At 53.0% G+C, this 11,669-nt stretch carries 9 protein-coding genes, 1 tRNA gene and 2 rRNA genes (1 of these 12 only partly in view); 1 reads left to right on the forward strand and 11 read right to left on the reverse strand.

The genetic code is table 11. From position 1 onward, the window contains the following. Positions 1-64: 64 nt before the first annotated feature. From clpX to GM415_RS15100, 8 genes are all read right to left on the reverse strand, one after another. Positions 65-1,318 carry an ATP-dependent Clp protease ATP-binding subunit ClpX gene (gene clpX / locus GM415_RS15065; protein ID WP_158949618.1) on the reverse strand — a complete coding sequence of 418 codons (1,254 nt, stop codon included), beginning with the start codon at positions 1,316-1,318 and terminating at the stop codon, positions 65-67. A 2-nt stretch (positions 1,319-1,320) separates the two neighbouring features. Further along, the gene (gene clpP, locus GM415_RS15070) at positions 1,321-1,941 is read right to left on the reverse strand and encodes an ATP-dependent Clp endopeptidase proteolytic subunit ClpP (RefSeq protein WP_158949620.1); all 621 of its coding nucleotides are present in this window, start codon (positions 1,939-1,941) and stop codon (positions 1,321-1,323) included. Positions 1,942-2,212: 271 nt separating this feature from the next. Further along, positions 2,213-3,700: a trigger factor gene (gene tig, locus GM415_RS15075; RefSeq protein WP_158949622.1), complete on the reverse strand. Its 1,488-nt coding sequence runs from the start codon at positions 3,698-3,700 to the stop codon at positions 2,213-2,215. 47 nt (positions 3,701-3,747) lie between these two features. Next, positions 3,748-3,832: transfer RNA gene (locus tag GM415_RS15080), tRNA-Leu, on the reverse strand. A gap of 166 nt (positions 3,833-3,998) precedes the next feature. Continuing rightward, a complete protein-coding gene (thiD, locus tag GM415_RS15085; RefSeq protein WP_158949624.1) occupies positions 3,999-5,369 on the reverse strand; it encodes a bifunctional hydroxymethylpyrimidine kinase/phosphomethylpyrimidine kinase in 1,371 nt (456 codons plus the stop codon). 111 nt (positions 5,370-5,480) lie between these two features. Continuing rightward, the gene (locus GM415_RS15090; protein WP_158949626.1) at positions 5,481-5,909 is read right to left on the reverse strand and encodes a hypothetical protein; all 429 of its coding nucleotides are present in this window, start codon (positions 5,907-5,909) and stop codon (positions 5,481-5,483) included. Between the two features lie 119 nt (positions 5,910-6,028). Then, complete coding sequence (locus GM415_RS15095; protein WP_242012269.1) at positions 6,029-6,970, reverse strand: MerR family transcriptional regulator; 942 nt, start codon at positions 6,968-6,970, stop codon at positions 6,029-6,031. Positions 6,971-7,250: 280 nt separating this feature from the next. After that, positions 7,251-7,700: a hypothetical protein gene (locus GM415_RS15100; protein WP_158949628.1), complete on the reverse strand. Its 450-nt coding sequence runs from the start codon at positions 7,698-7,700 to the stop codon at positions 7,251-7,253. Positions 7,701-8,017: 317 nt separating this feature from the next. On the opposite strand from GM415_RS15100, the gene GM415_RS15105 reads away from it, so the two are divergent. After that, a complete protein-coding gene (locus GM415_RS15105; RefSeq protein ID WP_158949630.1) occupies positions 8,018-8,407 on the forward strand; it encodes a Ros/MucR family transcriptional regulator in 390 nt (129 codons plus the stop codon). A gap of 77 nt (positions 8,408-8,484) precedes the next feature. On the opposite strand, the gene GM415_RS15110 is transcribed toward GM415_RS15105, so the two are convergent. The 3 genes from GM415_RS15110 to GM415_RS15120 all read right to left on the reverse strand — a co-directional run. Beyond that, on the reverse strand, positions 8,485-9,138 hold the full coding sequence (locus GM415_RS15110) for a TetR/AcrR family transcriptional regulator (protein WP_158949632.1): 654 nt from the start codon (positions 9,136-9,138) through the stop codon (positions 8,485-8,487). A 470-nt stretch (positions 9,139-9,608) separates the two neighbouring features. After that, positions 9,609-9,723, reverse strand: a 5S ribosomal RNA gene (gene rrf, locus GM415_RS15115). Between the two features lie 67 nt (positions 9,724-9,790). Then, positions 9,791-11,669 (reverse strand): 23S ribosomal RNA (locus GM415_RS15120) (it continues 1,059 nt past the right edge of the window).

An 11,669-nucleotide genomic window follows, 5' to 3' on the forward strand; every position in this document is an offset into this window, starting at 1 on the left:
GGGCGATTGCCGTCGATATCCTGAAGTAAGACTGCCCGGGGGAAAGTCAATCGTCCCCCACCGATTAAGCCGACTTTACTTCCTGGTGGTACAGCAGAAGAGGCTCAAGACCATTTTCAACAACGGCCTGGTTGATGACGCATTCCCGCACGCCGGACAGCGACGGGAGCTTGTACATGATCTCGAGCATGGTCTTCTCAAGGACATTGCGCAGTCCGCGAGCACCCGTCTTGCGCTTGATGGCTTCGCGGGCGATGGCGGTCAGCGCGTTCTCGGTGAAACGCAGCTCCACCTTGTCCAGATCGAAGAGCTTCTTGTACTGCTTGACCAATGCGTTCTTGGGCTCCTGAAGAATGCGGACCAGGTCTTCCTCGGTCAACTCCTCCAGGGCGGTCTGCACCGGGATGCGGCCGATGAATTCGGGAATGAGGCCGAACTTGATCAGGTCCATGGGCTCGGCAAGGGCAAAGGAATCACCCAGGCTCATTTCCTTCTTGGCCTCGACCTTGGCGCCAAATCCCAGGCCGGAGCCGGACTTGCGCTGCGCCACGATCTTGTCCAGGCCGATGAACGCGCCACCCAGAATGAACAGGATGTTCGATGTATCCATGCGGATGAACTCCTGCTGCGGATGCTTGCGTCCTCCCTTGGGCGGGATGTTGGCCTCGGTGCCCTCAATGATCTTGAGCAGGGCCTGCTGGACGCCCTCACCCGACACGTCGCGGGTAATGGACGGAGAGTCGCCCTTACGCGCCACCTTATCGATCTCGTCGATGTAGATGATGCCCCGGGAGGCGGCATCAATATCGTAGTCCGCGTTCTGGAGCAACTGGACCAGGATGTTCTCCACGTCCTCGCCCACATAACCGGCCTCGGTCAGGGTGGTGGCGTCGGCGATGGCGAACGGCACCTTGAGCACGCGCGCCAGGGTCTGGGCCAACAGGGTCTTGCCCGACCCGGTGGGGCCGATGAGCAGGATGTTGGACTTGTCGATCTCCACCTCGTCTGGACCGGACTGGGCCGCGGCGTAAAAGACGCGCTTGTAGTGATTGTGCACTGCCACGGACAGGATCTTCTTCGCCTGTTCCTGGCCGATGACGTATTCGTCAAGCAGCGCCTTGATCTCCTGAGGGGGCAACAGGCGGCCGTCTTCGAATTCCTCGCTGATGGTCTCCTGAGCCATAATGTCGTTGCACAGGGCAACGCATTCGTCACAGATGTACACGTCGGGCCCGGCGATGAGACGCTGCACGTCCACCTGGGTCTTGCCGCAGAACGAGCAACACAGTTCAGAGGTGTTGTTGTCTGTACCTGCCATAATTACTTACCTTTCTTCTTTTCATCCAGATCGATGACATCCGCGCGGGAAGCCATCACCCTGTCGATGAGGCCATACTCCTGTGCTTCCTTGGAGGACATGAAGTAATCCCGTTCGGTGTCGTCGCGGATCTTGTCGAGATCCTGGCCCGTGTGATCGGCCAGGATGCCGTTGAGTTCGTCTCGCATGCGCAGGATTTCCTTGGCCTGGATCGAGATGTCCGTGGCCTGACCCTGAGCACCGCCCATGGGCTGGTGAATCATGATGCGGCTATGCGGCAAGGCATAGCGCATGCCTTTCTCGCCCGCAGCCAGAAGCACTGACGCCATGGAGGCGGCCTGCCCCAGGCAGAGTGTTGCAACCGGCGCGGAAATGTACTGCATGGTGTCGTAAATGGCCATGCCGGACGTGATCACGCCGCCGGGCGAGTTGATGTACATGTATATTTCCTTTTCCGGGTCCTCGGACTCCAGAAAAAGCAATTGCGCGCAGATAAGGCTGGCCACGTTGTCGTCGATGGCGCTGCCCAGCAGGATGATCCGGTCTTTGAGGAGGCGGGAGTAGATGTCGTAGGCACGCTCGGTGCGGCCCGTAGTTTCAATGACCATCGGAATGGCGACCATGAATGTCTCCTTGAAACGCTTTTGAAGTTTATCGGCAGTCAGGAGCACAAACCTTAGGAGCGCCCTTTCGGGCAGCCTTTTTCCGGTCCGGCTTGGCCTTATATCTTAATTAATGCAGTATGCGGCATTTCCCCCCCGAGGACAAGGATAAACTTCCCGCCATACCAGGGATTACATAGCTATCCGAGGACCGGGGTCAAGGGGGCGACAACAAAAAAACGGCGGTCCGGAAGCTTCCGGACCGCCGCTGTTCTAACTTGGTATTCCGGGGCTACTGCTCGGCCAGGAACTTGTCGGCCCGTTCCTGGAGCTTGGCCAGGGAGTATCCCTTGGCGGTGGTTTCCTTGATGCCAAGATTGGTCACTGCCCACTCCACGGCCTCGGCCTTGGTCTCGAACTGGATGCCCTCGCCTTCGGCGGCCTTGGCAGGCGCTTCGCCGGCTTCAGCCTCGGTCGCGGCCCCGGCGGACGGCGGCTCGACCTCGACGATCTCGGCGGCGTCGTAAATCAACTCGGAAGCCTTGTCGCACAGCAGACGGTCCTTGAGCGACACGATGAGGTTGTTGTCCTCATAGTATTTCTTCAGTTCATGCAGCGGCTGACCGCTCTGGACGGCGAGCTGGCTCAGGGTGGCCTCGATTTCTTCGGGAGAGATGTCCAGCCCTTCCTCTGCGGCCACGGCCATCAGGAAGATCTCGGATTTAACCGTGGTTTCGGCCTCGGCCTTGAACTCGTCACGCATCTGCTGAGGAGTCTTGCCCAAAGACTGCAGGCCCTTGCCCTGGCGGTCCAGCTTGTATTCGAGATCCTGGATCAGACGATCGATGCGATCCTCGACGAGAGACGGCGGCAGAGGAAAGTCCTCAATGGAGCCGATGACTTGGGAAAGCAACTGGGTCTGGGCAGCGGATTTGTTCATCTGCTTGCGCTGATTCTTGTAGGACTCCTCAATGCCGGAACGCATGGTCGCAACATCGCCGAAACCGGCCTTCTGGGCCACAGCATCGCTCATTTCGGGAACGACGCGTTCCTTGACCGCATGCAGCTTGCACTTCATGGTCACGACCTTGCCGGCCAGACCGCCGTTGATGAAGTCGGCGGGGAACGTAACGTCGGCCTCGCCACTTTCGCCGGTGGTAAGGGTCTTGATCAGGTCTTCAAACTCGGGAAGAGCCTGGCCCTGGCCGAGCACCATGTCGAAGTTGTCGGCCTTGATTCCGTCAAGAATCTCGCCGTTCTCATATGCAGCAAAGGAAATGGAGACAACTTCTCCGTCCTTGGGCGGACGGACATCTTCGATAACCTTGACCTCAGCGTTATTTTCAAGGATGCGGGATTCGACCTCGGCGATCTCCTCAGGGAAAATCACGGCCTTGACCTCTTCAACCTTGAGCCCCTTGTACTCGGGCAGATCAAGCTTAGGTGCGACTTCGAACTCAATGGAGTAGGAAAAGTCGGTGTCGCGCTCCAGTTCCTTGGCGTCCACGTCGATGCGGGACATGGGCTGGATGGACAAGCCGCTCATAATTTCATTGATCTGATAGTTAATCAGATCGGTGGTGGCTTCACCGTAAACCTGCTTGTGATACTTGGATTCCACCACGCTGGAAGGCACCTTGCCCTTGCGGAAACCTTTGACATCGGCCTGCATCCGATACAGAGCGATAGTGGTGGTGATGGCGGCGTTGACCTCTTCGGCCGGGACCTCCACCACGATTTTCCGTTTTACCGGGGAAATTTCTTCAACATTGTATTCCATGACGACATATCCTCCTGAACACCCTGCGGTGCGTAGTATTGCGCTTCTGGTGCGGGCGGAGGGACTCGAACCCCCAAACCGTGAGGTACCAGATCCTAAATCTGGCGCGTTTACCAATTCCGCCACGCCCGCCTGAACTCATTGTCTTTATTGGAGCATCGACGGGTGAAAGGCACTCCTTACAATGCGTTCCCCCATTTCGACATCCGCAAAAGAACGTGCTTATTAAGCAAGGTACAGCAGATATGTCAACCTTCAGGGTCCATTCCGACCGGGAATCCGCCCGCCCTGTCTCGGATCAGACGATTTCTCGCAGGCTTTTAAATATCCGCTCCACCCTGCTCCGGAGATCTTCGGCGTTTTCGCCCAAAACCCGAACCAAGGGCTCGCATCCGGTTCCGCCGGGATCTATCACGGCACGAACAGATTCCGGTCGCGCGTGATCCTTGAGAGCTTCAAACACGCCCCATTCCTCGAATTCACCGCCCAGATTACCGATATAATCAGGCTTCCGGGTTCGGTCTATGAACGAGCACTCAACCCCGACCGCCTCCAATGCCCTTTCCATGGGAGGCGTAAAAGCCAAGGTCATGGCACAGGAAGCCTCGGGGCACAATCGACGTGCTGCCAGCAGGGATGCGGCCGTATACACTGAAGCTCCAAATTCGGGATAACCAACCGCCATGAGCCTCCCCTTAAACCCGGCAATCAGGCCGCCGGTAAAGCCGGCCACTTCGGAGGAGCCGTCCGCAAACGGCAGTGCTATGGCCACGTTGGACCGGACACGCGGCAAAAGCCTACCGGCATCAGGCTCCGCCATGAGCACGCGACCAAGGTGATCTATATCGCGCAAGACACCGGCCCTAGCCTCCGCCTTGAGCCACGGAGCCAGGTGATTGGGAGGTCCTCCTCCCTCGCCAAGCGGATACCCCGCCCGTAGTCCAAGATTAAGATACGCTTGCGCCCGTTTGATGGCGGCTCCGACTTCCATACCCTGCCCCAACCCGGTGGCAATGGCAGAGGAAAGCGTGCACCCCGTGCCGTGGGTGGCGGAGGTGTCCACTCGACGCTGCATAAAAGGAATGGGCTCGGCCCCCTTGGCTACATACCAATCGGTAATTGCCAGCGAATCCGAATGCCCCCCCTTAATCAACACCGCATCCGGCCCCATGTCCAACAGCAGGTCTGCAGCTTTGAATACGTCTTCGCGGTCATTGATCCTGAGACCGGTGAACAGTTCGGCCTCGGGCAAATTCGGAGTGAGCAGGTCGGCGTGAGGGAAAATCAGTTGCTTCATGGCCTCTACAGCATCTTCCTTCAGGAGCCTGCTTCCCGAAGTGGCAACACAAACCGGATCGACAACCAGGGGAAAGGTCTTTCGGCTCAGAATGGGCGCGATAGCCTTGATGATCGGCTCGGAAAAAAGCATCCCGGTTTTGGCCGCATCGACACGTATATCTTCGATGACCGTACGCAGTTGCAAGGCAACAAACTTGGGAGACGGGGCGTGAATACCCGTGACTGCCGCCGTGTTTTGCGCAGTAAGTGCGGTTATCACACTGGCGGCGTATCCTCCGAGCATGGAAATAGCCTTGATGTCTGCCTGGATGCCAGCCCCCCCCCCCGAGTCGGAGCCGGCAATGGTCAGGATGCAGGGAAGTTTTTCCAAGGATACTCTCCTTAAACAAAAAAACGACTACCGGCAGGCGTTATCACCTGAAACCGACAATCGCAACAAGACCCTTGAGACAAGGGAGCAAAAAACCGTTTGAATCCAGCTCTACCCGCAAGAAAGCTTGACGTAATCATCCACGGACACGCCGTTCCACGTCTTGGAAACCCAGTACGCCGTAGCCCAGATCATAAGCGCCGTAGCCTGGAGGTCGGAAAGCCGTCGCAACTTCACTTCGAGGTTGGACTTGGATGCACCGTGCTGAATGTGAACGCTGTGTTCCTCGCACGCCTCCTCAACTCGCAGCATAAGATAGGCCTGCTTCGATTGGTTGGGAAGGAGCTTGACGTCCTTGTGGGACTCCAGAATGGTCTTGAGTTCGGCAACGGAAAAGTCACTGGACACATTTCGGATGGACTTAAAAAAAACGTCTACGGCCCAAGGCAGAATAAACTCGGCTCCGGCGCTCTTAGTCTTGAAATATTCCTTGAGCCACTTTTCCTGATCCGTCGTAATCCTAGCAGCGACCTGGGGCATACCGTCTCCTCCATCCCAGCAAAACATCCTATCGAGGTACAATTAGCAGTGCCTATATAATTGAAACAAGACAAAGAATCAAGATTTTTTCTAGAAAAGACCGGAGCAAAAAAAGAGACTCATCCATTGAAAACTGCTTTGAGTTGCCGGAACAGGGTCAACAGCAAGGCATCGGGAGCGTCGTTGCCGTCCACGTTCAAACGAATAATTTCGCTAACGGTATTTCGACTCGGCGTAACGGTCCGCTTCGCCACCAGAACAATGTCCTGCTCCCGCCCACTTTCGAGGTCCTCGGTTTTCAGCACCAGCACCCAGTGCTCGCCCTGTCGCTTCCAAGACGTTTCCACAAGCATAGAATCGGACATCTTTCTTTCAATAAGCTGAACGAAGTCCTTGAGAGAAAAATGCTTGCGCCCCTTCCCCTGGACTCCGAGATACTCCCCTTCGGAACGAATCACCAACGGACTGGACAAGAATTCGGCAGGAGGAAAGTCTATATTACGATCAGCAGCAGCACTTTTCACCTTGCTCCGCAATTCGCCAATTTCCTTTTCCAACTCGCCCAGACGCTTCGCGTGAAGTTTCTCGGCTTCTCGCCGTTCCCTGCGAAGCTCCGCGACTTCATCACGCAGTGAACGAATCTCGCTACGAAACAGACTCTGATTTTCCAGCACATCGGACATCTTGCCGAGCACCCCCCCAATCTCCCTGGCTAAGCTTTCAGAGGGATCAAAGGGTACTGATTGATCAATTTGTTGATCAGTCTGTTGATCAGTCATTAACAAGCTGAATTTCAATGCCAATTCATTTTCGATTTGTTCAGTTGACCAATTGTTGTTAAACATTTCGCGAATCCTCCTGAATATCTCCAACACTTCCGACGGGTAGCGACGACGCCTTCCGCCGCCACCGACAGAAGGTATGTATTTATGGAATTTATCCTTATAGTAGACCACCGTTGACGGGGGAATGTCCAACTGTCGGCCCACTTCTCTCAAGCTGATGTACTTTTTGCTCATAGCGCCAAACTCTTGTTGATCACTGTTCTTTAGATTGTTCATAAAACAATATCTTCACTTGTGTCAACATCTTTTTGACCAAGAATGATCAACAATCAACATCACGACCAGGATAGCCCCACATACATGAAAAAAAGGATATGAAGAAAATCCTCCACCCCAAAAGGGATAATCAGTTTCCCTCACTTGGCGCGTTTCGAGAAGAAGTATGAAAATGGTGTTGATCCACACCACCAAATGCCGATCGACTAGTGGGAATTACACACAAAAAAGGCGTGACGACAGTTGTCGTCACGCCTTAAGAAATCAATCGTGGAAAAAACTACTTTTCCAATCCATCTCGAATATCTTTCAAACCGGCGAGCACTTCCTGCATTTTGGCGCGCATCGCCTCATCCTGGAGCACGTCAGAAAGATAAACGGCCTTCATGGTCATTTCGTTAACGATATCGTGAGCGATCAAACGCTTCATCTGCACAGGAACATCTTCCTGCATTTTCACCATTCGCTGATCAAGGCTTGCAACATCTTCACGAAGTACGCCAAGAGATTTAACTTCTTCGGTCAATCCGGCTATATTACGATTCATACCGAAAAAGAAAATGACAAGCAGCAACACAGCCAGCAGGGAAACAATCATGGCGACCTTGCTCATGTCGCGCTGGGCTTCGTCGGTACTGGCTGAAGGAACGACAGTTTCTACCGGTTCAGCATTTTCCGTTTCTACCTTAACGGCTTCCAACTTATGCACTTTCCCATTCTCTGCACTCATTTCTCACTCCATTGCTTTGAGTCTTTCATCAGTCCCACACATCATGTGACTTCATACTTCACCATATGGTTATACGCAAGATTTTCCGTCTCCAGCCTCAGCCGCTGTTGTCAGGACAATCCTGCAGCACTTGTCTGTTCTCAAAATGCATTGACAACAACCGATCCCCATATGCTATGTACTACTTGGCGGTATATTCTTGCTTTCATCCAGGCACAATGCATGTTTGTTTTTTTGTGTAGTAACAGGCATGCTTCTGTAGTTAATTGCATGTTAGCCAAATCAATTCTAATAACCATAGTAATGGAGTATAGTGTATGGAAGATTATCTGAAAGAAGCCCTTGAGATCGTCAAAGCTCAAGCCGGTGTCCGTACCATGACGGAAGAAGAAATCACATCCATGGTTCAAGCCTTGTCCGAAGGCATAAAAACCATTTCGGAAGGAGGATCAGTAGAAATTGACGACGAAACCGCCGTTGATCCGAGCAAAGCCATTCGCGAAAAATCCATTCTCTGTTGCGTCTGCGGAAAGTCTTTCAAAATACTTACCAAGAAACACCTTGCCAGCCACGGACTGACCGCTGACGAATACCGTGAAAAATTCGGATACAAAAAAAAGCTTCCTCTCGTGTGCAAATCCCTGCAGCGGGAACGCCGCAAAAAAATGAAAGAGATGAAACTCTGGACAAAACGCGGAAAAAAATAATGATACTGAAAGGAGCCCGGTGAAGACGCCGGGCTCCTGCTTTACAAACGCCACGCAACGAAGCGGACCTGGGACTCCTAATCCCCCTTTGCGAATCTCTTATCCAAAATAGCTTGCATGAGCTTGTCGATGGTCTTTTCGATCCGATCCCATCCAGATTCGGACTGAAGGTCAATCCCCCCTAACGTAGGATGAATTCGAGATCTTATCGCAAGAAAATTCATCGCCCCTGCCATGATCAGTACTAAGGCAGTTAAGTCGACGTTTTCTGGTGGGTCATCATTCATCAATTCAAAGAACTCCAGAGCAGTCTTTACACGAACTTCTTCCAATGCCTTGGTGAGAGCATTGCGTTCAAGAGCCTCCCAAGCCAATATTTCCAAAGTGTTTGGCCTAGCCAAAATTGCTTGCAGATAGCGTTTAAAAAACAAGGATACCAGCTCACTGGGAGGCATAGAACGAATCAAGTCTCTGTCCGTTCCGATTAACTCTTCAGCACTTGGCCAAAAATCAAGCGTACGACCATACGTAGCGACCAGTTCCTCCAATCCACCGAAATATCGATAAATCAATTTCTTATCGACACCAGCTTCACGTGCCACCTGATTAACACCCAACTGTTGAAAGCCAACATTGGCCATGACTTGGCCAACTGCCTGTACCAGTTTTTGCTTGGTCATCTCCTTATTGCGAATGGGGATGACCTTAGGAGCAATCTTTAATTCTCGCACTCTGTCCTCCCGAAATTATCGACAAACTGAGGATTACACATCGCCCTGCCTGAAACAATGATAGTTGTTCCTCTTACATTTTACCAATCACCATCCTCTCCTAAGTCACCAAATGGAACAGTAAGCTCTGCTTCCGCTTCCAACAATCCGCTCAAAAACGAACGAGTAGCTCCCCTTTAGCCATCATCTTCTACCTGGTGCTCCGGGCCGGTCTTGGTCAGGCTACGTCGTCAGACAGCGAGGATGGTGCGAGCATCATCTTCTATGCGGCTGTGGCGGCGATAGTGGGGATGTTCACGGACCAGACCGTGGCGAAGTTGAAGAAGGTGGCGGAGGCCATTCTCACCAAGTACGAGCGTCCAGAGGAGGTGGCGACGGACAAGCAGTGAGGGGGTGATGGCCGAGGTGCGGCGGCCGAACACCAAACGCAAAAAGGCCCTTCAGTTAGACTGAAGGGCCTTTGAAATATTCCTTGGCGCCGACCTACTTTCCCACACGCTACCATGCAGTATCATCGGCGATGGAGGGCTTAACTACCGGGTTCGGAATGGGACCGGGTGTACCCCCTCCTCCTTGGGCACCAAGAAAATTTGGTGAACCATAAGGTTCGAGATATATAGTCAATAGGGTGAAGAGAGAATTCCATTAATTGTAAAATAAGCCGCACGATCTATTAGTACCGGTCAGCTGAACAGCTCACACTGCTTACACCTCCGGCCTATCAACCTCGTGGTCTTCGAGGGATCTTCAGGGACATTCGTCCAGGGAGAACTTATCTTGAGGCGGGCTTCCCGCTTAGATGCTTTCAGCGGTTATCCTTACCGAACATAGCTACTCTGCAATGCCGTTGGCACGACAACAGAAACACCATAGGTTCGTCCACCCCGGTCCTCTCGTACTAGGGGCAGACCCTCTTCAATTCTCCTACGCCCACGGAGGATAGGGACCAAACTGTCTCACGACGTTTTAAACCCAGCTCGCGTACCACTTTAAACGGCGAACAGCCGTACCCTTGGGACCTGCTTCAGCCCCAGGATGTGATGAGCCGACATCGAGGTGCCAAACCGCGTCGTCGATGTGAACTCTTGGACGCGATCAGCCTGTTATCCCCGGCGTACCTTTTATCCTATGAGCGATGGCCCTTCCATTCGGAACCACCGGATCACTAAGACCAACTTTCGTTCCTGCTCGAGATGTCTCTCTCACAGTCAAGCTCCCTTATGCCTTTGCACTCAACGGCTGGTTTCCAATCAGCCTGAGGGAACCTTTGCAAGCCTCCGTTACTATTTGGGAGGCGACCGCCCCAGTCAAACTACCCACCAGACACTGTCTCCAAACCGGATAACGGTATTGGATTAGATATCTAAGTATCCAAGGGTGGTATTTCAAGGGTGACTCCACGACCACTGGCGTGGCCGCTTCAAAGTCTCCCACCTATCCTACACATGAATAATCAAATACCAATGTCAAGCTGCAGTAAAGGTGCACAGGGTCTTTCCGTCCTTCCGCGGGTACCCAGCATTTTCACTGGGAATTCAATTTCACTGAGTCTCTGGTTGAGACAGTGGGGAGATCGTTACGCCATTCGTGCAGGTCGGAACTTACCCGACAAGGAATTTCGCTACCTTAGGACCGTTATAGTTACGGCCGCCGTTTACTGGGGCTTCGATTTAGAGCTTCGTCCGAAGACTAACCCCACCTCTTAACCTTCCAGCACCGGGCAGGCGTCAGTCCCTATACATCGTCTTACGACTTAGCAGAGACCTATGTTTTTAGTAAACAGTCGCCCCCCCCGATTCACTGCGCCTCAGGTGTGCTCACAAAGTAAATAAGATCACACATCCGAGTACCCCTTCTCGCGAACTTACGGGGTCATTTTGCCGAGTTCCTTAACCAGAGTTCTCTCAAGCGCCTTGGTCTGCTCGACCCACCTACCTGTGTTGGTTTGCGGTACGGTCTGCATACGCTAAACTTAGAAGCTTTTCTTGGCAGCATGGAATCAATGACTTCAGTCGTTTAAAGACACGGCATCACGTCTCGGCCGTAAAGAAGAGCGGATTTGCCTGCTCCTCAAGCCTACACGCTTGCACCGGGATATCCAACACCCGGATCACCTATCCTCCTGCGTCCCTCCATCGCACACGTATACAGGTACAGGAATATTAACCTGTTTCCCATCAGCTACGCATTTCTGCCTCGCCTTAGGGGCCGACTTACCCTGGGAAGATTAACTTTACCCAGGAAACCTTAGGTTTACGGCGAATAAGTTTCTCACTTATTTTATCGTTACTCATGCCAGCATAATCACTTCTCATTAGTCCAGCTAACCTTCCGGTTCACCTTCATCCCATCTGAGAACGCTCGCCTACCGCTCACACATAGTGTGAACCCAAAGCTTCGGTACAATGCTTAGCCCCGTTACATTTTCGGCGCAGAATCGCTAGGCCAGTGAGCTATTACGCTTTCTTTAAAGGATGGCTGCTTCTAAGCCAACCTCCTGGATGTATCAGCAACTCCACCACCTTTCCCAC

This window comes from Pseudodesulfovibrio cashew (assembly GCF_009762795.1).
Classification (GTDB): Bacteria; Desulfobacterota; Desulfovibrionia; order Desulfovibrionales; family Desulfovibrionaceae; genus Pseudodesulfovibrio; species Pseudodesulfovibrio cashew.

Excerpts from the sequence above, each read along its gene's own strand:
- clpX (WP_158949618.1), bottom strand. The coding sequence starts at position 1,318 with ATGGCAGGTACAGACAACAACACCTCTGAACTGTGTTGCTCGTTCTGC.
- clpP (WP_158949620.1), bottom strand. The coding sequence starts at position 1,941 with ATGGTCGCCATTCCGATGGTCATTGAAACTACGGGCCGCACCGAGCGT.
- tig (WP_158949622.1), bottom strand. The coding sequence starts at position 3,700 with ATGGAATACAATGTTGAAGAAATTTCCCCGGTAAAACGGAAAATCGTG.
- GM415_RS15090 (WP_158949626.1), bottom strand. The coding sequence starts at position 5,909 with ATGCCCCAGGTCGCTGCTAGGATTACGACGGATCAGGAAAAGTGGCTC.
- GM415_RS15095 (WP_242012269.1), bottom strand. The coding sequence starts at position 6,970 with ATGAACAATCTAAAGAACAGTGATCAACAAGAGTTTGGCGCTATGAGC.
- GM415_RS15100 (WP_158949628.1), bottom strand. The coding sequence starts at position 7,700 with ATGAGTGCAGAGAATGGGAAAGTGCATAAGTTGGAAGCCGTTAAGGTA.
- GM415_RS15105 (WP_158949630.1), top strand. The coding sequence starts at position 8,018 with ATGGAAGATTATCTGAAAGAAGCCCTTGAGATCGTCAAAGCTCAAGCC.